The organism is Sphingopyxis sp. H050 (assembly GCF_001468265.1).
Lineage (GTDB): Bacteria > Pseudomonadota > Alphaproteobacteria > Sphingomonadales > Sphingomonadaceae > Sphingopyxis.
Genome location: NZ_LNRZ01000007.1, coordinates 179,025 through 203,654, shown reverse-complemented (window position 1 = coordinate 203,654; position 24,630 = coordinate 179,025). Strand labels below are relative to the sequence as shown.

General features: G+C 66.4%; 29 protein-coding genes. 24 read left to right on the top strand and 5 right to left on the bottom strand.

Features of this window, described 5'->3' with window-relative positions; genetic code table 11:
• Nucleotides 1–22: 22 nt before the first annotated feature.
• From ATE67_RS15525 to ATE67_RS15515, 3 genes are all read left to right on the top strand, one after another.
• On the top strand, nt 23–1,408 hold the full coding sequence (locus tag ATE67_RS15525; RefSeq protein WP_058817565.1) for a glutamate--cysteine ligase: 1,386 nt from the start codon (nt 23–25) through the stop codon (nt 1,406–1,408).
• Nucleotides 1,409–1,810: 402 nt separating this feature from the next.
• Nucleotides 1,811–2,770, top strand: coding sequence for a hypothetical protein (locus ATE67_RS15520; RefSeq protein ID WP_058817564.1), 960 nt, complete (start codon nt 1,811–1,813; stop codon nt 2,768–2,770).
• A gap of 147 nt (nt 2,771–2,917) precedes the next feature.
• A complete protein-coding gene (locus tag ATE67_RS15515) occupies nt 2,918–5,179 on the top strand; it encodes a TonB-dependent receptor (protein WP_058817563.1) in 2,262 nt (753 codons plus the stop codon).
• 36 nt (nt 5,180–5,215) lie between these two features.
• On the opposite strand, the gene ATE67_RS15510 is transcribed toward ATE67_RS15515, so the two are convergent.
• Nucleotides 5,216–6,628: a methyltransferase family protein gene (locus tag ATE67_RS15510; protein ID WP_082660412.1), complete on the bottom strand. Its 1,413-nt coding sequence runs from the start codon at nt 6,626–6,628 to the stop codon at nt 5,216–5,218.
• Nucleotides 6,629–6,869: 241 nt separating this feature from the next.
• On the opposite strand from ATE67_RS15510, the gene ATE67_RS15505 reads away from it, so the two are divergent.
• Complete coding sequence (locus ATE67_RS15505) at nt 6,870–8,066, top strand: M23 family metallopeptidase (RefSeq protein ID WP_058817562.1); 1,197 nt, start codon at nt 6,870–6,872, stop codon at nt 8,064–8,066.
• Nucleotides 7,999–8,457, top strand: a complete 459-nt coding sequence (locus ATE67_RS15500) for a bactofilin family protein (protein WP_058817561.1) — start codon at nt 7,999–8,001, stop codon at nt 8,455–8,457. The genes ATE67_RS15505 and ATE67_RS15500 overlap by 68 nt, the downstream gene beginning before the upstream one ends.
• 192 nt (nt 8,458–8,649) lie before the next feature.
• Here the strand turns inward: ATE67_RS15500 and ATE67_RS15495 are convergent, their stop codons facing one another.
• From ATE67_RS15495 to ATE67_RS15485, 3 genes are read right to left on the bottom strand one after another with little or no spacing between them, the layout of a single operon-like run.
• Nucleotides 8,650–10,410, bottom strand: a complete 1,761-nt coding sequence (locus ATE67_RS15495; RefSeq protein WP_058817560.1) for a sensor domain-containing diguanylate cyclase — start codon at nt 10,408–10,410, stop codon at nt 8,650–8,652.
• Nucleotides 10,411–10,454: 44 nt separating this feature from the next.
• Complete coding sequence (locus tag ATE67_RS15490; protein ID WP_058817559.1) at nt 10,455–10,754, bottom strand: DUF1905 domain-containing protein; 300 nt, start codon at nt 10,752–10,754, stop codon at nt 10,455–10,457.
• A 3-nt stretch (nt 10,755–10,757) separates the two neighbouring features.
• A complete protein-coding gene (locus tag ATE67_RS15485; RefSeq protein ID WP_058817558.1) occupies nt 10,758–12,266 on the bottom strand; it encodes a YifB family Mg chelatase-like AAA ATPase in 1,509 nt (502 codons plus the stop codon).
• A 127-nt stretch (nt 12,267–12,393) separates the two neighbouring features.
• Between ATE67_RS15485 and ATE67_RS15480 the strand changes: the two genes are divergently transcribed.
• From ATE67_RS15480 to ATE67_RS15390, 19 genes are all read left to right on the top strand, one after another.
• Nucleotides 12,394–13,029: a TetR/AcrR family transcriptional regulator gene (locus ATE67_RS15480; RefSeq protein ID WP_058817557.1), complete on the top strand. Its 636-nt coding sequence runs from the start codon at nt 12,394–12,396 to the stop codon at nt 13,027–13,029.
• An 11-nt stretch (nt 13,030–13,040) separates the two neighbouring features.
• Nucleotides 13,041–13,481 (top strand): VOC family protein, encoded by a 441-nt coding sequence (locus ATE67_RS15475; RefSeq protein WP_156417053.1) that lies wholly within the window; start codon nt 13,041–13,043, stop codon nt 13,479–13,481.
• Between the two features lie 13 nt (nt 13,482–13,494).
• On the top strand, nt 13,495–13,713 hold the full coding sequence (locus tag ATE67_RS15470; RefSeq protein WP_058817555.1) for a DUF4287 domain-containing protein: 219 nt from the start codon (nt 13,495–13,497) through the stop codon (nt 13,711–13,713).
• A 2-nt stretch (nt 13,714–13,715) separates the two neighbouring features.
• Entirely contained in the window at nt 13,716–14,390 is a 675-nt protein-coding gene (locus ATE67_RS15465) for a glutathione S-transferase family protein (protein WP_058817554.1), read from the top strand.
• 32 nt (nt 14,391–14,422) lie between these two features.
• Nucleotides 14,423–15,142 (top strand): DUF1428 domain-containing protein, encoded by a 720-nt coding sequence (locus ATE67_RS22105; RefSeq protein ID WP_058817553.1) that lies wholly within the window; start codon nt 14,423–14,425, stop codon nt 15,140–15,142.
• 29 nt (nt 15,143–15,171) lie between these two features.
• Nucleotides 15,172–15,969 carry a VOC family protein gene (locus ATE67_RS15455; protein WP_058817552.1) on the top strand — a complete coding sequence of 266 codons (798 nt, stop codon included), beginning with the start codon at nt 15,172–15,174 and terminating at the stop codon, nt 15,967–15,969.
• Nucleotides 15,970–15,981: 12 nt separating this feature from the next.
• The gene (locus ATE67_RS15450) at nt 15,982–16,404 is read left to right on the top strand and encodes a VOC family protein (protein ID WP_058817551.1); all 423 of its coding nucleotides are present in this window, start codon (nt 15,982–15,984) and stop codon (nt 16,402–16,404) included.
• Entirely contained in the window at nt 16,401–16,901 is a 501-nt protein-coding gene (locus tag ATE67_RS15445; RefSeq protein WP_443028770.1) for a VOC family protein, read from the top strand. Before ATE67_RS15450 ends, ATE67_RS15445 begins: the two co-directional genes overlap by 4 nt.
• Nucleotides 16,888–17,337 carry a hypothetical protein gene (locus ATE67_RS15440; RefSeq protein WP_058817549.1) on the top strand — a complete coding sequence of 150 codons (450 nt, stop codon included), beginning with the start codon at nt 16,888–16,890 and terminating at the stop codon, nt 17,335–17,337. Before ATE67_RS15445 ends, ATE67_RS15440 begins: the two co-directional genes overlap by 14 nt.
• Nucleotides 17,337–17,990: a glutathione S-transferase family protein gene (locus ATE67_RS15435; RefSeq protein ID WP_197411966.1), complete on the top strand. Its 654-nt coding sequence runs from the start codon at nt 17,337–17,339 to the stop codon at nt 17,988–17,990. Before ATE67_RS15440 ends, ATE67_RS15435 begins: the two co-directional genes overlap by 1 nt.
• Before the next feature lie 28 nt (nt 17,991–18,018).
• The gene (locus ATE67_RS15430; RefSeq protein WP_058817547.1) at nt 18,019–18,483 is read left to right on the top strand and encodes an SRPBCC domain-containing protein; all 465 of its coding nucleotides are present in this window, start codon (nt 18,019–18,021) and stop codon (nt 18,481–18,483) included.
• A 187-nt stretch (nt 18,484–18,670) separates the two neighbouring features.
• Nucleotides 18,671–19,477 carry a hypothetical protein gene (locus ATE67_RS15425; protein WP_058817546.1) on the top strand — a complete coding sequence of 269 codons (807 nt, stop codon included), beginning with the start codon at nt 18,671–18,673 and terminating at the stop codon, nt 19,475–19,477.
• Nucleotides 19,478–19,630: 153 nt separating this feature from the next.
• On the top strand, nt 19,631–19,939 hold the full coding sequence (locus ATE67_RS15420; protein ID WP_058817545.1) for a hypothetical protein: 309 nt from the start codon (nt 19,631–19,633) through the stop codon (nt 19,937–19,939).
• A 101-nt stretch (nt 19,940–20,040) separates the two neighbouring features.
• A complete protein-coding gene (gene rpmH, locus ATE67_RS15415; protein WP_058817544.1) occupies nt 20,041–20,175 on the top strand; it encodes a 50S ribosomal protein L34 in 135 nt (44 codons plus the stop codon).
• A gap of 41 nt (nt 20,176–20,216) precedes the next feature.
• Entirely contained in the window at nt 20,217–20,561 is a 345-nt protein-coding gene (gene rnpA, locus ATE67_RS15410) for a ribonuclease P protein component (RefSeq protein WP_058817543.1), read from the top strand.
• Nucleotides 20,562–20,715: 154 nt separating this feature from the next.
• Nucleotides 20,716–20,928, top strand: a complete 213-nt coding sequence (gene yidD / locus ATE67_RS15405) for a membrane protein insertion efficiency factor YidD (RefSeq protein WP_054586362.1) — start codon at nt 20,716–20,718, stop codon at nt 20,926–20,928.
• Nucleotides 20,929–20,973: 45 nt separating this feature from the next.
• Nucleotides 20,974–22,719 (top strand): membrane protein insertase YidC, encoded by a 1,746-nt coding sequence (yidC, locus tag ATE67_RS15400; protein ID WP_058817542.1) that lies wholly within the window; start codon nt 20,974–20,976, stop codon nt 22,717–22,719.
• Nucleotides 22,716–23,366, top strand: coding sequence for a ribosome biogenesis GTP-binding protein YihA/YsxC (gene yihA / locus ATE67_RS15395; protein ID WP_058817541.1), 651 nt, complete (start codon nt 22,716–22,718; stop codon nt 23,364–23,366). Before yidC ends, yihA begins: the two co-directional genes overlap by 4 nt.
• Nucleotides 23,367–23,480: 114 nt before the next feature.
• Complete coding sequence (locus tag ATE67_RS15390) at nt 23,481–24,152, top strand: glutathione S-transferase family protein (RefSeq protein WP_058817540.1); 672 nt, start codon at nt 23,481–23,483, stop codon at nt 24,150–24,152.
• Here ATE67_RS15390 and ATE67_RS15385 read toward each other — a convergent pair.
• A complete protein-coding gene (locus tag ATE67_RS15385; protein ID WP_058817539.1) occupies nt 24,149–24,616 on the bottom strand; it encodes a cupin domain-containing protein in 468 nt (155 codons plus the stop codon). The genes ATE67_RS15390 and ATE67_RS15385 overlap by 4 nt on opposite strands.
• Nucleotides 24,617–24,630 lie beyond the last annotated feature (14 nt).

Below are 24,630 nucleotides of genomic sequence, written 5' to 3'. Positions count from 1 at the left end.
CTGAATAGTATAGTGGCGCGACATGACCACGCGAACCGCCTCCGACAGCAACGATCCCATCGTCGAAAGCCGCGACCAGCTCGCGATCCCCATGATCAAGGGCGAGAAGCCGAAGGACCGCTGGCGCATCGGCACCGAGCACGAGAAATTCGTCTATCGCACCGCCGACCATCGCGCGCCCTCCTATGACGAACCCGGCGGCATCCGCGACCTCTTGATGGCGCTCACCCGCTTCGGCTGGGAGCCGGTCATCGAAGGCGGCCCAGAAAACGGGAGGGTCATCGCCTTGTCGGGCAGCGACGGCGCAATCAGCCTCGAACCCGCCGGACAGCTCGAACTGTCGGGCGCGCCGCTCGAAAACCTGCACCAGACCTGCGCCGAGACCGGGCGTCACTTGAAGCAGGTCAAGGAGGTTGGCGCCGAACTCGGCCTCGGCTTCCTCGGGCTCGGCATGTGGCCCGACAAGACCCGCGCCGAGCTGCCGATCATGCCCAAGGGCCGCTACAAGATCATGCTCCAGCATATGCCGCGCGTCGGCACCATGGGGCTCGACATGATGCTGCGCACCTGCACGATCCAGACCAACCTCGATTATGCGAGCGAGGCCGACATGGTGCAGAAATTCCGCGTGTCGCTCGCGCTCCAGCCGCTCGCGACCGCGCTCTTCGCCGCGTCGCCCTTCACCGAAGGGCGGCCCAACGGCTATATGTCGTACCGCAGCCATATCTGGACCGACACCGATCCGGCGCGCACCGGCATGCTGCCCTTCGTCTTCGAGGACGGCTTCGGCTATGATCGCTACGTCGACTATATGCTCGACGTGCCGATGTATTTCGTCTTCCGCGACGGCCAGTATATCGACGCCGCGGGGCAGAGCTTCCGCGACTTCCTGAAGGGCGAACTCCCCGCGCTTCCCGGCGAACTGCCGCGGCTTTCCGACTGGACCGACCATCTCTCGACCGCCTTCCCCGAAGTGCGCTTGAAGAGCTTTCTCGAAATGCGCGGCGCCGACGGCGGCCCGTGGAACCGCATCTGCGCGCTTCCTGCGCTCTGGGTCGGGCTGCTTTACGATCAGGGCGCGCTCGACGCCGCGTGGGATCTGGTCAAGGGCTGGAGCATCGAGGAGCAGCAGACGCTGCGCAACGCCGTCCCCAGCGAGGGCCTCGACGCCCCCGCGCCCGGCGGCGGCACGGTCGGACAGCTCGCGCACCGCGTCCTCGACATCGCCGCCGCCGGCCTAGCCGCGCGCGGCGAGGTCAATTCGATGGGCGACAACGAGGTCGGCTTCCTCGAACCGCTGCGCCGCATCGCCGCCTCGGGCAAATCGCCCGCGCACGACCTGCTCGACCGCTACGAGGGGTCGTGGAACCACGATCTTTCCAAAATCTACGACGAGTTGAGCTTCTGACGCCGCGACCACTTTGAGGTGGTGAGCGGTCGTTCAATTCTCGTCATGCTGAACTTGTTTCAGCATCCATGGTCCGAGCTCGAATGAAATGCCGCGCCGAAGGAAACGGCAGACCATGGATCCTGAAACAAGTTCAGGATGACGAAGCTATAAATGTCGTGTTCCGGTCGTTTTCGGTCGATCCCTTGTCCGTTCGTGTCGAGCGCAGTCGAGACACCCATCGACCTTGCGCCACGCCGAGGGGCATCTCGACTTCGCTCGATGCGAACGGCGGTAGGTTAGGCAGCTTCCGGTCGGAAAGCAGACACGACGAAATAGGATCACAATCCGCACTTTCCCCTTTCCTACATTTCACCCATATGGTTCGCTCGTGCGGTTTCACCCAACCGAAAGGACGAATCGATGGACGACGCCCCGCACGATCCCGCGCATATCCCCGCCCCTGGCAGCTATCACTGGACGCCGCGGCTCCAGCGCGAGTTTCTGGAGGCGTTCGCCACCAACGGGTCGGTCAAGATTTCGGCGGCGAAGGTCTGCATGTCGCCCTCCGCCGTCTATCAGCTCAAGCAGCGCCCCGAGGGCGCGGCGTTCAAGCTCGGCTGCGCCGCGGCGCTGCTGATCGCGCGCGGGCGGCTCGTCGACGAGCTGCTCGACCGCGCGATCTGGGGACATGACGAAACCACCGAGCTGCAGCGCGAGGACGGCCGCAGCTTCGTCAAGCGCCGCCGCATCGACAGCCGCCTCGGCCTCGCGATGCTCGCGCGGCTCGACCGCATGGTCGAAACCCGTGCCCGCCCGGGCGAGGAGATGCTGGCGCAGATCGTCGCCGGCGACTGGCCGGGCTTCCTGTCGCTCTTCGACGCGTTCGACGTTGCGGCGCCCGACGGCGCCGGGCCCGAAAGCGCCGATACCGAAGGCCACAGCGCCGCCCTCGCGCTCTGGCTCGCCGCGCGCGACAACCGCGCCAACCCGCTGGCCACCCTGTGGCGCGGCACGCGAATCGCGAATGAAGTTACGCAGATTTCCGCCGATTCCGACGCCGAGCCCGAGGCCGAACCGACCCCCGAGGAAGAGGCCGCCGCGATGACCGTCTGGCACGACGAGGAGCATGACGAATGGCGCACCAACTTCCCCCCGCCCGAGGGCTTCGCGGGCACCGAGGAAGGCGCGTTCGGCGAAGAGGCCTATGAACGCGCCCTCGCCCCCGAGGAGGAGGATGCCTGGGAAGCGGCCTGGGCCGAGGCCGTCGCCCCGCTCCGCCAGGCCGGCGAAACCGCCCGCCGCGCCTTCTTCGCGCTGCCCGATCCGGCCAACGATCCGGCGCCCGAGGGCATGGAAGCACGAAAAAGCGCGAGCGGCTGAACCCCAAAGGTGCAGCAAATGCGCAACACTGCTGACACGAAAATGAGCGGTGGCGGGCGTGGGCGATTGATTGCGCGCGCGCGCGGAGTCAAAGGGCGGCTGGTCTTACCGCTCTCCCATCTCCCACTCTGTTTCAGGAAGCTTGCCATGCGCCACTTTCCTTCCGCTATCGCCATAACCATCGCCCTCGCCGCTGGCAGCTGGGCCGCTCCCGCCGCCGCGCAAGACAATGCCCCCGCGGCCGAAGACGCCGGCCTCGGCGACATCGTCGTCACCGCGCAGCGCCGCGAGGAAAGCCTGCAGGACGTCCCCGTCGCGGTCAGCGTCCTTTCGGGCGATACGCTCGGCGCGATCACCTCGACCGGTTCGGACGTTCGCGCCCTCGCCGGCCGCGTCCCCAGCCTCAACATCGAAAGCTCGTTCGGCCGCACCTTCCCGCGCTTCTATATCCGCGGGCTCGGCAACACCGACTTCGACCTCAACGCCTCGCAGCCGGTCAGCCTCGTCTATGACGACGTCGTCCTCGAAAACCCGATCCTGAAGGGTTTCCCGATCTTCGACCTCGACCGCGTCGAAGTCCTCCGCGGGCCGCAGGGCACGCTGTTCGGCCGCAACACCCCCGCCGGCATCGTCAAGTTCGACACCGTCAAGCCGGGCAAGACCGGCGGCTATGCGCGCGCCAGCTATGGCCGCTACGGCACCAGCCAAGTCGAAGTTGCGGCGGGCGCCGCCGACGACAATGGCTTCTCGGTTCGCCTGTCGACGCTGTTCCAGCATCGCGACGACTGGGTCGACAATGTCGCCACCACGCAGAAGAAGGACCTCGGCGGCTATGACGACATCGCCGCGCGCCTCCAGCTCCAGTACGAAAACGGCCCGTTCACCGGCCGCCTGATCGGTCAGGTCCGCGTCTATGACGGCTCGGCGATCATCTTCCGCGCCAACACGCAGGTGCCGGGCAGCAACCACCTCGTCGGCCTCGGCGGCGCGGGCACCGCGTTCGAGCGCGACAAGGTCTATCAGGACGGGCTCAATTTCCAGAAGCTCAACACCTATAATGTCGGGCTGAACCTCGAATATGATCTGGGCGCGGTGACGCTCTATTCGATCACCTCCTACTGGAACGGCAATTTCCGCAGCCGCGGCGACATCGACGGCGGCTTCGGCGCCGTCTTCCTGCCCGTCTCGGGGCCGGGCCTGATCCCCTTCCAGGCGCAGAGCCAGGACAATGTCCCGAGCCTCGACCAGTTCACGCAGGAGGTCCGCGTCGCCTCCAACAACAGCGGCGGGCTCGGTTACCAGTTCGGCGCCTTCTATTTCGACGAAAAGCTCGACATCTCGAGCTTCGAATTCGGCGGCCCGACCGATGCGACCCCGTCGGCGATCGCGATCCAGCGTCAGGACAGCGAAGCCTATGGCCTCTTCGGCTCGGTCAATTACGCGTTCGACAACGGCTTCAAGCTGCAGGCCGGGGCGCGCTACAACCACGACACGCGCGATTTCGTCGCCTCGCGTCCGGTCGAAACGCGGCCGATCTTCGTCGTCAATCCGAACACCCCGGTCCCGCCGCAGGCCGCCAAGGTCAAGGGCAAGCTGCTGACATGGGACGCCAGCGCGACCTATGAGGCGTCGGATGACCTGACGATCTATGCCCGCGTCGCACGCGGCTATCGCGCGCCGTCGGTGCAGGGCCGCCTGACCTTCTCGCGCAGCATCTCGACCGCCGACCAGGAAGAGACGATGTCGTACGAGGCCGGCATCAAGACCGCCTTCCTCGACAACCGCGTCCGCTTCAACCTGACCGGCTATTATTTCGACACCAAGGACCTGCAGCTGACCGCGGTCGGCGGCACCTCGAACGTCGCCAGCCTGCTCAACGTCGACGCCAAGGGCCATGGCATCGAGGCCGAACTGCAGGCGGCGCCCGCCCGCGGGCTGACCTTCTCGGTCGGCGGCGCCTGGAACATCGCCAAGATCGACGATGCGGGCGCCTTCGTCGCGGGCTGCGGCTCGGCGACGCCGTGCACCGTGCTCGACCCGGTGCGCCCGGGCAGCCCCGGCATCTATTCGATCGACGGCAACCAGCTGCCGCAGTCGCCGAAATGGACGCTCAACTGGACCGCGGGCTATGAAATTCCCGTCGGCGACGGCGCGATCTACGCGTTCACCGACTGGTATTACCGCTCGAAGATCCAGTTCTTCCTGTATCAGTCGGTCGAATTCTCGGACGACAAGATGATCGAGGGCGGCCTGCGCGTCGGCTATCGCACCGACCGCTTCGATATTGCGGGCTTCGTGCGCAACATCACGAACGACGCCTCGCCGACCGGCGGCATCGATTTCAACAACCTGACGAGCTACGTCAACGAACCCCGCATCTGGGGCGTCGAGGCAGGCTTCAAATTCTGATGAAACGGGGTGGGCGCCTGCCGGCGCTCACCCGCATCAGGCGACCGGTCCGACGCGCGGATCTGGGTCGAGGCGGATGAGCGGACGTGAGCGCCCGCTCAGCCTGCCGAACAGCCGGGGGACGAAGGCATGCGCCTGCGCCCAGCTCCAATAGGCCTGATAGGCCGGATCGGCGAGAAGATGCTTCTCCTCGGTCTTCGCGCGCCAGTAATAGATGCCGCTGACCGCCGCCAGCAGCAGCGTGTTGCGCACTGCCTCGACCGCACCGCCCGCGGTGACGAGGAAGGGCAGCGAGCCGACCCACCAGCTCAAATTCTTCGACACATAGGCGGGGTGCCGGGTGAATTTATACGGCCCGTGCGTGATCACGCCGCGGTGCGTCAGGTTCGAAAAGCGGATGCCGAACGCCATCGTCGCCCAGGCATAGACCGCGACCAGCAGGAACAGCACCACCGCCCAGACCGTCATCAGCGTGTCGTGCCCCGCCAGCCAATAGCCCCAGTCGGCGCCATTGACCTGATAGTCGAGCGGCCCGCCGTTCATCAGCAGGAAGGGCGGGTAACAGGCAAGCGCCGCGACCCAGCCCATGAAATAGGGGTTCGCCGTCCGGATGTGCGAATCGAGCGGTTTCATCGTCAGGATGTAGCCGACGGTCGCAATATGGACGTCGACCAGGTACAGCACGTTGATCGCCCAGACCCCGGTCATATAGGGATTGGCGAGCATCTCGCTCATCGGCACGCCGACCAGCGACGCGAAATTGCCCGGCACGATCGACAGCATGAAGGCGGTGAAAAAGCCCTTCACCGCCCAGGCGCGGAAATGATGGCCGATCGCGCGGCCGTCGACCGGCTGACCCCTACCCGCTTTCGGGCCTGCAATCATCCAGCGGCCGAACTGGTAACAGCCGTCGCGGGGCTCGACCATGCGCCGGTCGAGCCACAGCATATAGGGCACCGAGACCAGCAGCAGCCACGGCGCGACGCGTGTCAGCAGGTCCATCGAAAAGGCGTAATTGCCCTCCCAATAATAGCGCATTGTCGCATAGAAGCCCGCGATCAGCGCCCAGGTCGCCCACAGGCCCGCGAGTTTGGTCAGGCTGATGTCGAGCGTCTCGCGCCACGGACGGCGCAGGCTCCAGTCGATGCCGGTCGAAGGATTGCGATGCACCTTGTCGACGAAGACCGACCACAAAACCATCGGCATACCGCAGGCGAGCACGCTGGCAATCGCCGAATTCGGCCCGTCCATCACGCCCCGGTTCCCCCAGTCGACGCCGAGCCACGCCGCGATTTCAGGGGCATAGCGCGCGATCAGCAAATAGGAGAGCAGCCCGATCAGACCGACGAGCCCGACCGCGGCGCTGACCGCCGAGCGCGGCCGCTGGCGGCTCACAGGCGCCTGTTCTTCCACGGCATTTGCGCCTTCGGCGGGGGTGATTTTGGGCATATGGGTCACCGCTCTCCCCTACGCCGAAATGGTAAGCAAGCCGTCAATGTTAACACCCGATTCGCAGCGCAGAATCGAGCCAAAATGGCACTGTTACCGCCCCACAACACCGTTCACCGCGAGTCCTTTTCGACTCGGCGCGAGTCGCCGAGCAAAGATTCGCAAGTACAACCTTGCGCTGATAAGGCGCCCATCAAGTCGGGGCGGAGGGCTCCACAATATAACAAGATGGGGTCGCCACTTGTCTTCGAAAACCACGGGCCTGCGCGATTTGCGGCAGCGTATTTCTGCGCTGTTTCAGGACCATGAAATCTTCGTTCGCACGCACGGTCATGTGCGTTTCATTCGTATTTCCGCCGTCTGGCAAAAGCGCGTCGCGCTGATCACGGGCGCGGTCCTGCTCGCATGGGCGGGCATCACGCTCGCCATCCTCGCGAACCAGCTGCTGACCTCGGGCGAACGCGCCGAGGTCGCGCAAAAGGCGGCGGCGGCCGCGGCGTCGGAAGCGCGCATCGCCAAATATCGCGACCGCGTCGCCGAAACCGCCGCCGACCTCGAAGAGCGGCAGGAACAGCTCGAACAATGGTCCGCCGATCATTTCGGTGTCGAGCCCGCGGCGGTGACGCCGGAAATCGGCAGCGAGGCCAAGGCCGAACCCGCAGCCCTCGAAACCAGCGCGATCGATCCGAACCTGCCCCCCGAGGCGCAGGCGCTCGCACGCATCGAACAGCGTCAGGAGGCCTTCGCCGGCCGCCTGCTCGCCGCCGTCAACGAACGCGCCGCCAAGGCCGAAGTCGCGGTCGCGCAGCTCGGGCTCGACCCCAAGGGCCTTGTCCGCAATGCCGCGGCCGGCCGCGGTGGTCCCTTCATTCCGTACCGCGGCAAGATGGGCAAGGCGAAGGCGCTCGGTGCCTCATTCGCCGCGCTCGAAGGCGCGCTGTTCCGCATGGAAGTGCTCGAACGCACGCTCGTCGCCGTTCCCTCGGGCAAGCCCGCCGACGTGCTGATGATGACGTCGAGCTTCGGCTATCGCAGCGATCCGTTCACCGGTGCCGGCGCGATGCACGCCGGCCTCGACTTCCGCGGCCCGATCGGCACCCCAATCGTGGCCGCCGCGCCCGGCCGCGTCGTCTTCGTCGGTCAGAAGTCGGGCTATGGCAATGTCGTCGAGGTCGACCATGGCCAGGGCATCCTGACCCGCTACGCCCACTTGTCGGGCTTCACCACCCGCGTCGGCAGCCAGGTGGCGGCCGGCCAGCAGATCGCGAAGATGGGTTCGACCGGCCGTTCGACCGGCAGCCATCTTCATTTCGAAGTTCGTTTGAACGGGGTCGCGGTCAACCCGCGCCGTTTCCTGGAGGCCAAAGCCGATGTTCTCGAAGTCAAAGACGACGCCCGACAGCGAGTCGGTTCCGTCGCTGCCAACGGTGCCCGCTAAGATGGCGAGCGGCGCGCGCCACACGACCTTCTCGGTCCTCGGATCGGATGTCGTCATTACCGGCAACGTCGCGGCGAGCGTCGATCTGCACATCGACGGCAAGATCGAGGGCGACCTCAAATGCGCCAACCTCGTCCAGGGCGAGGCGAGCGAAATCAAGGGCGCGGTGACCGCAGACACCGCGAAGATCGCGGGCCTGCTCGACGGGTCGATCGAAGCCAAGACGCTGATCGTCCACGCGACCGCGCGCATTACCGGCGACGTGATCTATGAAACGATCACGATCGAAAATGGCGGCAAGGTCGAAGGCAAGCTGTCGCACCGCCGCGCCGGCGCGGTGAAATCGCCGCCGCCGCTCGAAGTCGTTGAGAACAAGTCGCTCGGTCTTTGAGCGAACTGCCGGGACGGTTACGACCGGTTGCTGCCATCGTGATCGCCAGCGAAAACCGGGCCCAGGGCGGCGCAACTCGACGCTTGGTTCAGACTTCCTTGGACCCCGGCTTTCGCCAGGGATCACAGACGAGCGCGTCGGCTTCCTATCCCAAAGCCGCCGTCCCATGCGGGTTGGCAACGGATATAATCGTCAACTCGACAGCGCCGCCTCGCGGTCCGGGGCTTCGCCCGGGGGGCCGTTGACGCAGCGCTGCACGACGACGCAGTCGCGCCCGCCGCGCTTCGCGTCGTAGAGCGCTTCGTCGGCCAGCCGGTAGAGCTGCTGGAAATCGCCCGCCGGGCGCACTTCGGCGACCCCGACGCTGCCCGTCACGCTGCCCTCGCCGATCACCACGCTATGATCGCACGCGGCGATGCCGCGCCGCACGCTTTCGGCGAAGCGCGCGAGCACGATCCCTTCCATTCCGATGGTCAGCAGCCCGAACTCCTCGCCGCCGAGCCGCGCGACGGTGCACATCGGCCCCTCCCAGCGTTCGATCCGCCGCGCGACCTCGCACAGCACGGCATCGCCCGCATCATGGCCATGAACGTCGTTGATCGACTTGAAACGGTCGATATCGACGAGCAGCAGCGCGGCCGACAAATCGTCGGCGCGCGCGCGATCGAGCAAAGGCGTCACGCTCTCCACAAAGCCGCGCCGGTTCAGCAACCCGGTCAACGGATCGCGCCGCGCGAGTTGCTGCGCCAGCGCCTCCGACGCGCGCGCGCTGTCCCGTTCGACCCGAAGCAGGGCGAGCCGCCGCGTTGCCGAGGCCGAGAGCCACAGCGCCTGCCAGGTCGCGGCGAGCAGCACCATGATCTTCGACCCGCCGCCCCACAGGCTGTCGTCGACGTCGACGACATGGATGAAGGCGAGCACCGCCATCGGCAGGCACCAGGCGGCCAGAAAGTCGCGCGCCTCGACCGAGCCGCGCCGCCAGGCGAGGCCCAGATAGGCTGCGACGGCGATCAGGTCGGCGATAATGATCAGCCCCAATATGTCGCCCCATTGCGCCAGATTTTCGCTGCGGATCAGCGCCAGCGGCACGCCGATCACGCCGACGAAGCCGCCGAGCCCCAGCGCGGCCACGCGCAGCCGCCGCGCCACGATTTCAGGATCGACCGCGAGGATGGCGCTCGCCGTCGCGATCGCGACCGCCGAGCAGGCAAGGAAAGTCGCGATTTGCGCCGACACCGTGCCGGCGAGGCCGGGCGCCAGCCCCAGATGCGCCTGCGACCAGACCGCACCCCAGAGCAGCATCGTCGCCGACCAACCGGCCTGCCACGCAAGATATTGCCGGCGCACCGCGACCGCGAGCGACAGGCTGTAGATGCCGCTGACGAGCAGCAGCGTCAGCGCGGCGCCGATCGTGACCGCCATGCCAGTCGACTGGACGACGGCGTCGCCCTTCGGCACCAGCCGCGCGCGCAGCAAACCCAGGCTCGCAAGCCGGTCGAAGCGGAGCGTGATGCCGGTGAGCGCAACGCTCCGTTCGGGCGCATCGAACATGATCTGCCCGCCCGCGCGCCAGTGCGGCCCGTAATCGCCCTGCAGCACCTGCTGCCAGCGCACCTGCCCGTCGGCATAGGTGAAGGCGACCGCCAGCCGGTCGAACCGCGACTGGTGAACCATCAGCGCGACGTCGTTCCGCCAATCCGGCACCCGCCCGGGCTCGGCGCGCAGCCACAGGCTCGCGTCATGATAGCCGGCGGGCGTGCCGTTACAGGAAAATTGCAGCGACGACAGGCTGCTGTCCGGCGTGTCGAGACCAGTTTCGGCGTGGCACAGCCCGCGATCGACCTTCAGCGTTTCGGCGCTCGCAGGCGCGGCCGACAGCGACAGCACGAGCAGCGCAAGGCCGAGCGCGAGCCGGCCCCACATGTGCTTCAGATATGTCCCATCCCCCGTCATGCGGTCCCTATTGCACCAAAATATTTGGAAAATCTTTACCGTCTTTAACTTTGCGGCCGCCCGACGCGCATCAGCACCTTGATCCGGTCGCCGCGGCCGATGCCCTCGGCGCGCTGCACCGCGACCTTGACCGGCACCAGATAGCCGCCGTCACGCGGGAACAGCGACGTGGTAAAGTCGGTCGCCCCGACCCGCACGACCACCGGCACCACCCCCCAGCCATAGCTTTCGGTCAGCGCGGCGTAGCGGATGGCGGCGATATGCTCATCGGGAACGACCGCAAACAGATAAGGCGGCGGCCCGCGCCACTCGATGATCTGCGCGTCGAAGGCGATCTTGTCCATGCGTCAGGCCCGCGGCGCCTGCCGGCGATAGCTCAGCGCCTCGGCGATATGGATGCGGCCGATGCTGTCCGCGCCCGCCAGGTCGGCGATCGTGCGCGCGACGCGGAGGATGCGGGTGTAGCCGCGTGCCGAAAGGCGCATCGCTTCGGCGGCCTGCGCGAGCAGCTTGCGGCCCGGTTCGTCGGGGGTCGCGACGGCTTCGAGCAGCTCGCCCTCGATCTCGGCATTGGTCCGCGCCTTGTGATCGGCATAGCGCGCGGTCTGAATATCGCGCGCCGCCGCGACGCGTGCCGCAACCTCGGCGCTGCCCTCGGCGGGCGGCGGCAGGACGAGGTCGGCGGCGCTCACCGCTTCGACCTCGACATGCAAGTCGATACGGTCGAGCAAAGGCCCCGACAGCTTCGCCTGATAGTCGGCGGCGCAGCGCGGCGCGCGGCTGCACGCAAGCGCCGGATCGCCGAGATGGCCGCAGCGGCACGGGTTCATCGCCGCGACGAGCTGGACGCGCGCCGGAAAGGTCACATGCGCGTTGGCGCGCGCGACGCTGACCTCGCCGGTTTCGAGCGGCTGGCGCAGGCTGTCGAGCACGCCGCGCTGGAATTCGGGCAGCTCGTCGAGGAACAGCACGCCCAGATGCGCGAGGCTGACCTCGCCCGGCCGGACGCGTAGCCCGCCGCCGACGAGCGCGGGCATCGACGCCGAATGGTGGGGAGCGCGAAACGGCCGCGCGCGCACGAGCCGCCCGCCCTCGAGCGTCCCCGCGACCGAGGCGATCATCGACACTTCCAGCGCTTCGGCAGGGGTCAGGTCAGGCAATATGCCCGGCATGCACGCCGCCATCAGCGACTTTCCCGCGCCCGGCGGGCCCGACATCATCAGATTATGCGCGCCCGCCGCGGCGATTTCGAGCGCCCGCTTGGCGGTCTCTTGCCCCTTCACTTGCGACAGGTCGGCGCTGCGCACCGGCGCCTCGACCTCGCCGGGCACCGGCGGGAGCAGCGGCGCACTGCCCTTAAAATGGCCGAGCAAGGACAGGAGGTCGGGCGCGCCCAGCACCTCGACATGCCCGGCCCACGCCGCCTCGGGCCCCTGCGCGGCCGGGCAGATCAGCCCGCGCTCGACGCTGCCGGCGTGAATGGCGGCAAGCAGCACGCCGGGCGACGCCGCCACCCGCCCGTCGAGCCCGAGCTCGCCGACGACCACATAGCTGCTCAGCGTCTCGGCATCGATCACCCCCATCGCGCCCAACAGCGCGAGCGCGATCGGCAAATCATAATGCGACCCTTCCTTGGGCAGGTCGGCGGGCGACAGGTTCACCGTGATCACCTTGGGCGGCAGCGACAGGCCAATCGCGGCGATCGCGGCGCGCACGCGCTCGCGGCTCTCGCCGACCGCCTTGTCGGGCAGGCCGACGACGACGAAGCGCGGCATGCCGGGCGTGATCTGGCACTGCACCTCGACCCCGCGCGCGTCGATGCCGAGATAGGCGACGGTTGAAACGATCGCGACCATGATCCCCCTTTGTTCCCATCCCCTCTTACGCCAAGCGGTGGAAAGGTCGAGTCAATTTAGCGCCGCCTTGGCGCGATCGATCGCAGGCGGTTTGACAACATACCAACTGGTCGGTATGTAGATTCGCATGATCACGACTCGCCCCATCCCAACCCCCAAGGCGCGCGCCCCGCGCGGCAGCGCCCGCGCCGCGCTGATCGCCGCGGCGCACGCCACAGTGCGCAAGCAAGGCTATGCCGCGACCAGCGTCGACGAGATTTGCGCGGTCGCCGGGGTCACCAAGGGCGCCTTCTTCCACCATTTCGACTCGAAGGAAGCGCTGGCGGTCGCCGCCGCCGAGGGCTGGACCGAGCGCGCGCGGCCGATGTTCGAACTCGCGCCGCCCAACCGCCTCGACGATCCGCTCGACCGGCTGCTCGGCCATATCGATTTCCGCCTGGCGATGCTCGACGGCCCGACCGAGGATTATACCTGCTTCGTGGGCACGATGGTGCAGGAGGCCTATGCGACCAGCGACCGCATCCGCGCCGCGTGCGAGGCCAGCATCAACGCCTATTGCGAGGCGCTCGCCCCCGACATCCAGGCGGCGATCGACGTGTATGGCGTGCCCGACGGCGTCACCGCGATCGGCCTCGCCCAGCATGTCCAGTCGGTGCTGCAGGGCGCCTTCGTCCTGGCGAAAACCACGAACGACCCGGCGATTGCGCGCGGGACCGTCACCCATCTGAAGCGTTACGTCCGGATGCTGTTCGGGCGGACATGAGGAGAGAGAGCATGGCCGATACCCCCAGGATGATCTTCGTGAACCTGCCCGTCGCCGATCTCGCGAGATCGAAGGCCTTTTACGAGGCACTCGGCTTCACCAACGAACCGCGTTTCAGCGACGACACCGCCGCCGCGATGGTGTGGTCGGACACGATCTTCGTGATGATCCTGACCCGCGACAAGTGGAAGAGCTTCACCGACCGCCCGATCGCCGCGCCCGGATCGAGCGAGGTGTCGCTCGCGCTGGCGCTCGGCAGCCGCGAAGCGGTCGATGCGATGGTCGAGGCCGGCGGCGCCGCCGGCGGCACCGCCGACGTCAATCCGGTGCAGGATCACGGCTTCATGTACGGGCGCGACATCCTCGACCCCGACGGCCATGTCTGGGGCCCCTTCTGGATGGACCCCGCGGTCGCGAACGGCGACGCGCCGGTTCCCGAAACCGCCGCCTGACGGGAGCTGGCACATGAGCTTCCAGGCGTATCTCGACAATGTCGCGGCGAAGACGGGCAAGTCGGCCGACGATCTGAAAACCCACGCCATCGAACACGGCCTCGCCGACGCGAACGGCCTCGCCCCCGGCGTCAAGGCGACCGCGATCACCGACTGGCTCAAGCAGGATTTCGCCCTCGGCCACGGCCACGCGATGTCGATCGTCGCCTACATCAAAGGGAAAAGGAGCTGACCATGCCCGTGGATCCCGACAGCAAACTCGAAGTCACCGCCTTCGACTGGGTGCCCGACTTCGCGCGCGGCTTCGTCCGCGACCTCCGTCCGCGCTGGGCGTGCGAGGAAATCGGCCTCGACTATGCCGAGCATCTGATCAGCGCGGTCAACCGCCCCGCCGACCATTTCCTCTTCCAGCCGTGGGGCCAGGTTCCGGTGCTGTGCGACGGCGGCATCCGCCTCTTTGAAAGCGGCGCGATCCTGCTCCACCTCGCCGAAAAGGACGCGCGGCTGATGCCACGCGATCCGCAGGCGCGCGCCAGCACGCTCGCGTGGCTGTTCGCCGCCTATAACAGCGTCGAGCCGATGCTGTTCGAACTCGGCAATGTCGATTTGTTCGCGAAGGACGAGGAGTGGGCGAAGCTCCGCCGGCCGAGCCTGATCGAGTTCATCCAGGGCCGTCTCGGCCGTCTGAACGACGCGATCGGCGACAAGGCGTATCTTGTCGGCGAATTCACCGTCGCCGACATTGCGATGGCGACCGTGCTGCGCGAGGCGGTCGAGGCGGGCCTCATCGCCGAACAGCCGCGGCTGCAGGCGTACCTCGACCGCTGCCTCGCCCGCCCCGCCTTCCAGCGCGCGCTCGCCGCGCAGCTGGCCACCTTCAGCGAAGAAGCGGGCCCACCCGCCGCCTGAAACCCCCTCCAAACCCCCTGAGGAGAGTAAAGATGACCTATGTCGAAGGATTTGTGCTCGCGGTGCCGACCGCCAACAAGGAAGCCTATCGCAAGCACGCGGCCGACGCCGCGCCGCTGTTCCGCGAATTCGGCGCGAGCCGGATGGTCGAATGCTGGGGCGACGATGTCCCCGACGGCAAGGTGAACGACTTCAGGGGGGCGGTGCAGGCAAAGCCCGACGAGACCGTCGTCTTCAGCTGGTTCGAATATCCCGACCGCGCGACCCGCGACGCCGCGACCCAAAAGATGATGAGCGATCCGCGCATGGAGGCGATGGGCGCGAACATGCCGTTCGACGGGATGCGGATGATCTTCGCGGGCTTCGACTCGCTGATCGACGATCGCGGCGACGGCGCCATGGGCTATGTCGACGGCTTCGTCGTTCCCGTTCCCGACGGCAAAAAGGAGGCCTATCGCGAAGCCGCGAAAAAGGCGTCCGACGTGTTCATCGAATATGGCGCGACGCGCGTGGTCGAGGCGTGGGGCGACGACGTTCCCGACGGCAAGGTCACCGATTATCATCGCGCCGCGCACCGGCAGGACGGCGAGACGGTGGTTTACAGCTGGATCGAATGGCCCAGCAAGGACGCGCGCGCCCAGGCATGGGACAAGGTCATGGCCGACGAGCGAATGAAGCACGACCCCGCCGACCAGACCTTCGACGGCAAGCGCATGATCTACGGCGGCTTCGAACCGATCGTCGAGGCCTGATACCCGGCCGCACCCCCAGGAGAGAGACAATGACCGACGCATCGAACTTCATCTGGTACGAACTGATGACTCCCGACCCGGCGGGCGCCGCGCGCTTTTATGGTGCCGTCGTCGGCTGGACGATCGCGTCCGAGCGTGACCCCGCCGCCGGCGATATGGATTATCGCATGATCGGGCGCAGCGATGGCGGCAACGCGGGCGGCGTGCTCGCGCTGGGTGCCGACATGCTCGCCGGCGGCGCGCGGCCGCTCTGGATCGGCTATATTCACACGAAAGACGTCGATGCGAAGATCGCGGCGATCAAGGCCGACGGCGGCAGCGTCCAGATGGACGCGACCGACATCCCGGTGGGGCGCATCGCGATGGTCACCGATCCGCAGGGGGCGCCCTTCTATATCATGGACCCGGCCCCGCCGCCGGGCATGGAGGGGCAGGAAAGCGACGTCTTTTCGGTCGACCAGCCGCAGCGCATCCGCTGGAACGAACTCGCGACGAGCGACCCCGACGGCGCGACGGCCTTCTACACCGGGCATTTCGGCTGGGGCCAGAATGGCGAGATGGATATGGGCGACATGGGCGCCTACCGCTTCATCCAGCGCGGCGATGTCAGCCTCGGCGCGATCATGCCGCTGATGCCCGGCATGCCCGCATCGATGTGGACCTTCTATATCGGTGTCGACGATATCGATCGCGCGCAGGCGGCGGTGACCGCGAACGGCGGCACGATTACCAACGGGCCGATGGAAATCCCGGGCGGCGAATATGCGATGAACGGCCTCGACCCGCAGGGCGCGGCCTTCGGCCTTGTCGGCCCCCGCAAGTCATAAGGGAGAGACGATATGGACACCCCCGCAAATACGGCCCCGACCGGCGGCCTGACTCCGCATATCGCGATCCCCGACAGGCGCGGCGGCGAAGCGATCGACTTCTACCAGCGGGCGTTCGGCGCGACCGAGCTCGTCCGCGTGCCCGCCGAAGACGGCGTGCGCTTCCTGCATGCGCACCTGCATGTCAACGGCGCGTCGCTGATGCTGCACGACGATTTCCCCGAATATAGCGGCCACGCGATGAGCGCGCCGACCGGCACCACGCTGCACCTGCACGTCGACGACACCGACAATTGGTTCCAGCGCGCGATCGCCGCGGGCGCGTCGTCGACGCTCGAACCGCACGATGCCTTCTGGGGCGACCGCTACGCGCAGGTGAAGGATCCGTTCGGCCATCTCTGGTCGATCGGCAGCCCGATCAAGGGAGAGAAATGATGTCGAGCAAAGCAACGTTGTGCCTCTGGTACGACAAGGATGCCGAGGAAGCGGCGAACTTCTATGCCGCGACCTTCCCCGACAGCAGCGTCGGCGGCATCCACCGCGCGCCGGGCGACAATCCCAGCGGCAAGGAAGGCGATGTCCTCACCGTCGATTTCACCGTGCTGGGTTACCCCTGCATCGGGCTCAACGGCGGCTCGACCTTCAAGCATAGCGAGGCCTTTTCCTTTCAGGTCCACACCGACACGCAGGAGGAAACCGACCGCCTGTGGAACGCGATCGTCGGCAATGGCGGCCAAGAAAGCATGTGCGGCTGGTGCAAGGACAAATGGGGCATCTCGTGGCAGATCACCCCGCGCGCGCTGACCGATGTGATGACAAGCGGCGATCAGGCCGCCGCCAAGCGCGCGTTCGAGGCGATGATGACGATGAAGAAGATCGACGTCGCGGCGATCGAAGCCGCGATCCGGGGCGAAGGCGTTGGCGCGGCGTAACCCGTTCCTCTTCGCGTGGCTGCTCTGCGGCACGCTCGACATCGCCTACGCGGCGGTGTGGAGCGTGCTCGCGGGGAGCGACCCCGGCAGGATGCTGCGCGGCGTCGCCAAGGGGCCGTTCGGCGACGGCGCGGGGGACTGGGGGTTCGGCGGTGCCCTCGCCGGTCTCGCGACGCATTTCGCCATCATGGGTGCGATGGTCGGCTTCTGGTTCTTCGCGGTTCGTCGTATCCCGGCGCTGCGCCATCCCTGGTGGCTCACCGGAACCCTTTACGGTTTCGGCCTTTATCTGGTGATGAATGCGATCGTCCTGCCGCTGCGCTTCGGCGCGCCCTTCCCGCCGCCGGATCTCGTCAAGGGGCTGGTCGCCCTCTTCCCGCACATTGTCTTCATCGGCCTGCCGCTGGCATGGCTGACCCGCAAGGACGCCCCTTGATGCTGATCTTTTACGGCCATCCTTTTTCTTCCTACACGTGGAAGGTGCTGATCGCGCTTTACGAAAAGGGGCTCGATTTCGACTATCGCTCGGTCGACCCGGCGTTCCCCGATCATATGCCCGAGCTCAGGGCGCATTGGCCGGTGGGGCAATTCCCGCTGCTCGTCCACGACGGCACGCCCTGGTTCGAATCCTCGATCATCATCGAATATCTCGACCATCTCGCCCCCGAACCGCGGCTGATCCCGCAGGATTTCGACGGGGCGCTCAAGGTTCGCTTCTTCGACCGCATCTTCGACCATCATGTGATGGGCCAGATGCAGCAGGTCGTGAACGACGCGATCCGCGGTCCCGCGGGTCATGTGGAGTCGATCGTCGAGGGCGCGAAGGCGCGGCTCGACACGATCTACGCTTGGCTCGACAAGGAGCTCGCGGGCGGCGGCTGGGCGACGCCCTATGGCTTCACCCTGGCCGATTGCGCCGCCGCGCCCTCGCTCTTCTACGCCGACTGGGTGCACCGCATCCCCGAGACCTACGAGAATCTCAGCGCCTATCGCGCCCGCCTGCTCGCGCATCCGACGGTGTCGCGCTGCGTCGAGGAGGCCCGGCCGTACCGCGCCTATTTCCCGCTCGGCGCCCCCGACCGCGACTGACCCCCCCGAAAACATAATGGAGAGAAACATGACCGATTCCCCGCGCGAACTGTCCGTGACGACGCTGATTGACGCCGCCCCCGACAAGGTATGGCAGGTGATGACCGAGCGCACCGCCGAATGGTGGTGTCCGAAGCCCTGGACCGTCACGCTCGACGACTTCGATCTCAAAAGCGGCGGGCGCTGCGCGATGACGATGCACGGCCCCGAGGGCGAGACGATGCCGACCGACGGCATCTTCCTCGAGGTGGTGCCGGGCACGCGTTTCGTCACGACCGACGCGGTGGTCCGCGACGCAAGCGGCCGCCTCACCGCGGGGACCCCCTTCATGATCGGCGGCTGGGAAATCGCGCCCGAAGGCGACGGCACCCGCTTCACCGGCTGGGCGCGCCACTGGACCGACGAGGCGCAAAAGCAGCACGAAGAGATGGGCTTCGTCGACGGCTGGAAAGCGGTCGCCGAACAATTGAAGGCGCTTTGCGAGGAGGACTGAACTCAACCCTTTCCGTCATCCCGGCGGAGGCCGGGATCTCGCCGGTGCGTCATGGCCCCTAGGTTGAGATCCCGGCCTTCGCCGGGATGACGATCGAGCCAGCAAAACCCGTCCCGAAACGCGGTTAACGCCGCGCTGACGCTGCCGCTTTGCCATTTGGTCATCGCGCCCGCGCGAAACCGGCGGCATGATTTCGCCGTCCGTCTCGATTCAAGCGTTCGTCCGCACGCTGATCGTCGCCGCTTTCGCGGCGGTGCTGGCGTTCGCACCGGCCCATGCGCAGCAGGTCGTGACCGTCACCACGACGACGGTGACCTGGACGTATGACGCGGGCGATGAAGGCCTCGGCGACGAGGACGGCGGCGACTATATCGATGAAAACGCCGCGCTCCTGGACGACGAAGCGCTAGCCGCGGACCCCGATCTCGGCGCGACGCGGCGCTATGCTCCGTCCGCCTCCCTCGCGACGCTTGGCCGCGCCAAGGCGAATTTCGGCCCCTTCACCGTCGTCGACGATAGGACGATCCGCATGGCGGGCGACGTCACCTCGTCGACGCCGCGCCAGTTCGCTGCGATGCTCGCGGCCTATCCGCATTTGAAGCGCCTCGAAATGATCGACTGCCCCGGCAGCTTGGACGAGGAAGCGAACCTGATCCTCGCCCGCGCGATCCGCCGGGCGGGTCTGGAAACCGTCGTCCCGAGCGGCGGCTCGGTGCGGTCGGGTGCAGTCGAGCTCTGGCTCGCCGGAAGCACCCGCCGCGCCGCTCCCGATGCGGAATTCGGCGTCCACAGCTGGGCCGACGAGACTGGCCGCGAGGCGAACGATTATCCCGCGAACGATCCGGTCCACGCCGAATATATCGGCTATTACCGCGAAATGGGCATGGACGATGCCAAGGCGCGCGCTTTCTACGCGCTCACCAATGCGACGCCTTTCGACGACGTTCGCTACCTGACGCGCGACGACATGGCGCGCTTCGTCACGCTGAACTGATTTCCAGCTTGCGTCACCCCGGCGAAGGCCGGGTCTCGCCGCGGCCCGACGGCGCTACGGTGAGATCCCGGCCTCGCCGGGATGACGCTAGGGTATTGCGCGCGACGTGTTTTATACTTGCAACTCACCCGCGACCTCCCCACATCGCCTTCCATGGCAAAGCGCAGCCTTTACCAACGATTGAGGCGCAATGCGCAGATCCGCCTCGCGCTGTTCGTCGTCGGCGCGCTGCTGATCGTCGCCTCGCCGATCGTCGGCATTCTGCCGGGCCCCGGCTTCATCATCCTCTTCCCCGTCGGCCTGATGCTCTGCCTCCAGAACAGCGCCTGGGCCAAACGCCGTTATGTCCGCTTCAAGCGCAGCCACCCCGGCTATGGCGATCGCGCCGACCGGATCATGCGCCGGGTCAGCGCCGCGCGCCGCCGCGCGCGCGCCGCGCTGGAGACGCCAGATGGCGATTGACTTTCCCCCGACTCTTGCTTATCCGCGCCTCCAACAGTGGCCGCCCACGCTTGGCGGCCCTTTTCTGTTACAGCATTTGACGATATCTAGGGAAAACCGCGATGAAGCGCACCTATCAACCGAGCAACCTCGTGCGCAAGCGCCGTCACGGCTTCCGCGCCCGCAAGGCGACCGTCGGCGGCCGCAAGGTTCTCGCCAACCGTCGCGCCCAGGGCCGCAAGAAGCTGTCGGCCTGACAGCCGGCACTTCGCTGCCAAGCCTGGTAGGATCTGGGCTGGTGCGAACGCTTTCAAAACGCAGCGAATTTCTGGCCGCCAACCGCGGCCTTCGCTTTCCCATGCCCGGCTTCGTTCTCCTCGTCCGCCTGCGCGACGATGGTGACGATCAGCCGGGCATCGGCTTTACGGTCAGCAAGAAAGTCGGCAATGCCGTCACCCGCAACCGCATGAAGCGGCGGCTGCGCGCGCTGGCCCGCACCGCGCTCCCCGAATCGGGGATCGCCGGCGCCGACCATGTGCTGATCGGCCGCCCCGGCGGCAACGACATCGCCTTCGCCGACCTCGGCGAACATCTCGATTCGGCGCTGAAGCGCGCCGCGAAGAAGTTGGCGACCAGCCCATGATCGCCTTTCCTCAGCCGCGGCAAATGCCGTTTGCGAATGAAGTTCCGCGGTTTTCGGCGACTTCGGCTCGCATCCTTCGGCACCGCCGACTTCATCGGGGTGACGAAAAAAGTGCAATCGCGAGTGAAGTTACGCAGTTTTCCGGGCCTTCTGCATGATCGCCCGCCTGCTCATTCTGATCGCGCGGGGCTGGCAGCTCGGCCCGTCGCGCATCCTGCCGCCGACCTGCCGCTACGCCCCTTCGTGCAGCGAATATGCGATCGTCGCGCTGAAACGCCATGGTGCGATCAAGGGTGGCTGGCTGGCGACAAAGCGGCTATTGCGCTGCCATCCTTGGGGCGGTCACGGCTATGACCCCGTGCCTTGAGCACGGCCTATCCCGACATTTTGAGACGAAGAGAGACCGAAGAGCGTGGACGACAAGCGTAACTGGATCACGGCAATCTTGCTGTCGGCGGCCATCCTGCTGGGGTGGAGCTTCGTTTCGGATAAATTCTTCCCCACCCCGGCAAAGCCCGATGTGACGAAGACGGTCGCGGGTTCGCCCACGGCGACGACGGCAACGCCGGGCCAGCCGGCCGCGCTGCCGACGCCCGGCACGGCGACGGCGGCGCCGGGCGCGCAGGCGATCGTGCCGGTCGAGGCGGCGGTCGCGTCGGCAAACCGCATCCCGATCGAAACCCCGGCGGTCGCCGGCTCGATCAACCTCGTCGGCGCGCGCATCGACGACATCACGCTCACCAAATATCGCCAGACCATCAAAAAGAACGCGCCGCCGGTGCGCCTCTTTGCGCCGGGCAATACCAAGGCCTCCTATTTCGCGAGCGTCGGCTGGGCGGCCGCGCAGGGCGTGCAGGTTCCGGGACCGAACACGCTCTGGACCGCGACCGGCACCAGGCTGACGCCGACGACGCCGGTGACGCTCAGCTGGGCGAACGCCACGGGCCAGACCTTCCGTATCGACTATAGCATCGACGCCAACTATCTGATCACCGCGAAGCAGACGATCGCCAACACCGGCACCGCGCCGGTCAGCGCGAGCAGCTATGCGCTGATCGATCGCCTCGGCAAGCCGACCGACCCGCACGAGCAGACGAGCTGGACCAACCACATCGGTCCGACCGGCTTCGTCGACGGCAAATCCGAGTTCGACGTCGACTATAAGGATCTCGATGCCGGAGAGACCTTCAAATACAGCTCGGCCGGCTGGCTCGGCTTCACCGACAAATATTGGCTGGCCGCGATCGTCCCCGCCAAGGGCGAACGCGTGACCGCGTCGATCAGCACGCCCGCGTCGAACAATTATCAGACCCTCTTCGCGCGCCCGTTCACGCAAATTGCGCCAGGCACCCAGCTCTCAGTGACCAGCCGCATCTTCGCCGGCGCCAAGGAAGTCAGCGTCCTCGAAGACTATACCGACACTCAGGGCATCACCCGGCTGTCGCATGCGATTGACTGGGGCTGGTTCGACTTTTTCGAAATTCCGATCTTCAAGCTGCTCGACTGGCTGTTCAAGCAGGTCGGCAACTTCGGCGTCGCGATCATGATCCTGACGCTGATCATCCGCCTGCTGATGTTCCCGATCGCCAACCGCCAGTTCCATTCGATGGCGCAGATGCGCCTCGTCCAGCCGAAGATGAAGGCGCTGCAGGAACGCTACAAGGACGACAAGCAGCGGCAACAACAGGAGTTGATGAAGCTCTACAAGGACGAGAAGATCAATCCGCTCGCGGGCTGTCTGCCGATCCTGATCCAGATTCCGATCTTCTATGCGCTGTACAAGGTGCTGATGCTGACGATCGAAATGCGGCACCAGCCCTTTGCGCTGTGGATCAGGGATCTCTCGGCGCCCGATCCGGCGCATTTCCTGAACCTCTTCGGCCTGCTGCCCTTCACGCCGCCGTCGCTGCTGGCGCTCGGGCCGCTCGCGCTGCTCCTCGGCATCACCATGTGGCTGCAGTTCCGCCTCAACCCGCAGGCGACCGACCCCATCCAGCAACAGGTGTTCAAGATCATGCCGTGGATGTTCATGTTCATCATGGCGCCGTTCGCGGCGGGCCTGCTGCTCTACTGGATCACGAACAACTGCCTGTCGATCGCGCAGCAGCAGTTCATGTATCGCAAGTTCCCGCAGCTGAGGGCAGCCCCGGCGAAATGAGCGAGATCGATCCGGACGCAGAGGATCGGGAGGAACGGGCACGCAAGCTGTTTGCGGGGCCGATCGCCTTCCTGAAATCGGCACCCGCCCTCCAGCATCTGCCGAGCCCCAGCGTCCCCGAGATCGCGTTCGCGGGCCGATCCAACGTCGGCAAATCGTCGCTGCTCAACGCGCTGACCAACCGAAACGGGCTTGCCCGCACCTCGGTCACGCCGGGGCGCACGCAGGAGCTCAACTATTTCGACGTCGGCAATCCGCTGGTGTTCCGCCTCGTCGATATGCCGGGCTATGGTTTCGCCAAGGCGCCGAAGGATGTCGTCAGGAAATGGCGCTTCCTGGTGAACGACTATCTGCGCGGCCGGCAGGTGCTGAAACGTACGCTGGTGCTGATCGACAGCCGCCACGGTATCAAGGACGTCGACCGCGAGGTGCTCGAGATGCTCGACGTCGCCGCGGTCAGCTACCGCCTCGTCCTCACCAAGACCGACAAGATCAAGGCGACCAACCTCGCCGAAGTCCATGCCGCGGTCGAGGCAGAAGCCCGCAAGCATCCCGCCGCGCATCCAGAGGTGATCGCGACGAGCAGCGAAAAGGGCATGGGGATCGCCGAACTGCGCACCGCGGTGCTGGAGGCGGTCGAATCCTGATCTCCCCTCCCGCTTGCGGGAGGGGTCGGGGGAGGGCATGTTCCGAACTCGACCGCGGCCCGACAGGCCCTGCCCTAGCCCCTCCCGCAAGCGGGAGGGGAACTCGGAGACGACATGAAACTGTTCATCGGCAACAAGGCCTATTCCAGCTGGAGCCTCCGCGGCTGGCTAGCGACCAAGCACAGCGGCCTGCCGTTCGAGGAAGTCACCGTCCCGCTCTATGACGAGGATTGGTCGAACCGCCGCGAGGGCGACGAGTTCGCCCCGTCGGGCGGCAAGGTGCCGATCCTGTGGGACGGCGACGACATCGTCGTCTGGGACAGCCTTGCGATCATCGACTATCTCAACGAAAAGACCGGCGGCACCCGCGGCTATTGGCCCGAGGATATGGCGGCGCGCGCGATGGCGCGGTCGATGGCCGCCGAAATGCATTCGAGCTTCGCGGCGCTGCGCCGCAATCACAGCATGAACATTCGCCGCATCTATCCGGCTGCCGAACTGCTCCCCGACGTGCAGGCCGACGTGATCCGCATCATCCAGATCTGGGCCGAGGCCCGCGCGCGTTTCGGCGGCGAAGGCGATTTCCTGTTCGGCGACTGGTCGGCGGTCGACATGATGTTCGCGCCGGTGGTCACCCGTTTTCTCACCTACTCGATCCCGCTTCCGCGCTTTGCCATCCCCTATTGCCAAGCGGTGATCAGCCACCCGTGCATGCAGGAATGGATCGGCGGCGCGCAGGCCGAGGATTGGGTGATCGAGAAGTTCGAGGGGCCGGTTGAGGGCTAGGGAATCCGCTTGGTCGGATAGGGCGTCCCGTCCTTGTGGAAATAGCCGTCGGGCGTGAACAGCATATCGATATCCGAATAGCCGCCGCCGGTGTCATATTTCTTGCCGCCGCCGAGCGCGACGAAGACACAATCGGCGTCCGATTCGTTGACGAGATGATGGCCGTTGGTGCTGCCCTTTGGCCATGCTGCGATATCGCCGGCCCGCATCGGCCAGCGCCCGCCGTCCTCGATCAGCACTGCCTCCCCCGCAATCATCACCAGCATTTCGTCCTCGCCGTCGTGCCAGTGGCGCTGCGACGACCATGCGCCGGGCTTCAGCACGACATGGCTCGCGGCGAAATCGCCGATCCCCGTTGGCGGCGCGAGGCGGCGATACCAGCGGCCCCGGACGGGCGCGTCATAGGGCGCGGGATAACCGGTGGCATTGGTTTGCGGGATGGTGTCGAGATCGAGCTTGGGCATGAGCGGTCCCTTTT

Coding starts and splice junctions, on each gene's coding strand:
- ATE67_RS15520 (WP_058817564.1), top strand. CDS start 1,811: ATGGACGACGCCCCGCACGATCCCGCGCATATCCCCGCCCCTGGCAGC.
- ATE67_RS15490 (WP_058817559.1), bottom strand. CDS start 10,754: ATGGACAAGATCGCCTTCGACGCGCAGATCATCGAGTGGCGCGGGCCG.
- ATE67_RS15445 (WP_443028770.1), top strand. CDS start 16,401: ATGATGTCGAGCAAAGCAACGTTGTGCCTCTGGTACGACAAGGATGCC.
- ATE67_RS22105 (WP_058817553.1), top strand. CDS start 14,423: ATGACCTATGTCGAAGGATTTGTGCTCGCGGTGCCGACCGCCAACAAG.
- ATE67_RS15480 (WP_058817557.1), top strand. CDS start 12,394: ATGATCACGACTCGCCCCATCCCAACCCCCAAGGCGCGCGCCCCGCGC.
- yidD (WP_054586362.1), top strand. CDS start 20,716: ATGATCGCCCGCCTGCTCATTCTGATCGCGCGGGGCTGGCAGCTCGGC.
- ATE67_RS15510 (WP_082660412.1), bottom strand. CDS start 6,628: ATGCCCAAAATCACCCCCGCCGAAGGCGCAAATGCCGTGGAAGAACAG.
- ATE67_RS15495 (WP_058817560.1), bottom strand. CDS start 10,410: ATGACGGGGGATGGGACATATCTGAAGCACATGTGGGGCCGGCTCGCG.
- ATE67_RS15450 (WP_058817551.1), top strand. CDS start 15,982: ATGGACACCCCCGCAAATACGGCCCCGACCGGCGGCCTGACTCCGCAT.
- ATE67_RS15455 (WP_058817552.1), top strand. CDS start 15,172: ATGACCGACGCATCGAACTTCATCTGGTACGAACTGATGACTCCCGAC.
- ATE67_RS15425 (WP_058817546.1), top strand. CDS start 18,671: ATGATTTCGCCGTCCGTCTCGATTCAAGCGTTCGTCCGCACGCTGATC.
- rpmH (WP_058817544.1), top strand. CDS start 20,041: ATGAAGCGCACCTATCAACCGAGCAACCTCGTGCGCAAGCGCCGTCAC.
- ATE67_RS15465 (WP_058817554.1), top strand. CDS start 13,716: ATGCCCGTGGATCCCGACAGCAAACTCGAAGTCACCGCCTTCGACTGG.
- ATE67_RS15525 (WP_058817565.1), top strand. CDS start 23: ATGACCACGCGAACCGCCTCCGACAGCAACGATCCCATCGTCGAAAGC.
- ATE67_RS15420 (WP_058817545.1), top strand. CDS start 19,631: ATGGCAAAGCGCAGCCTTTACCAACGATTGAGGCGCAATGCGCAGATC.
- ATE67_RS15485 (WP_058817558.1), bottom strand. CDS start 12,266: ATGGTCGCGATCGTTTCAACCGTCGCCTATCTCGGCATCGACGCGCGC.
- ATE67_RS15515 (WP_058817563.1), top strand. CDS start 2,918: ATGCGCCACTTTCCTTCCGCTATCGCCATAACCATCGCCCTCGCCGCT.
- ATE67_RS15430 (WP_058817547.1), top strand. CDS start 18,019: ATGACCGATTCCCCGCGCGAACTGTCCGTGACGACGCTGATTGACGCC.
- yihA (WP_058817541.1), top strand. CDS start 22,716: ATGAGCGAGATCGATCCGGACGCAGAGGATCGGGAGGAACGGGCACGC.
- ATE67_RS15470 (WP_058817555.1), top strand. CDS start 13,495: ATGAGCTTCCAGGCGTATCTCGACAATGTCGCGGCGAAGACGGGCAAG.
- ATE67_RS15435 (WP_197411966.1), top strand. CDS start 17,337: ATGCTGATCTTTTACGGCCATCCTTTTTCTTCCTACACGTGGAAGGTG.
- ATE67_RS15385 (WP_058817539.1), bottom strand. CDS start 24,616: ATGCCCAAGCTCGATCTCGACACCATCCCGCAAACCAATGCCACCGGT.
- ATE67_RS15475 (WP_156417053.1), top strand. CDS start 13,041: ATGGCCGATACCCCCAGGATGATCTTCGTGAACCTGCCCGTCGCCGAT.
- ATE67_RS15390 (WP_058817540.1), top strand. CDS start 23,481: ATGAAACTGTTCATCGGCAACAAGGCCTATTCCAGCTGGAGCCTCCGC.
- ATE67_RS15500 (WP_058817561.1), top strand. CDS start 7,999: ATGTTCTCGAAGTCAAAGACGACGCCCGACAGCGAGTCGGTTCCGTCG.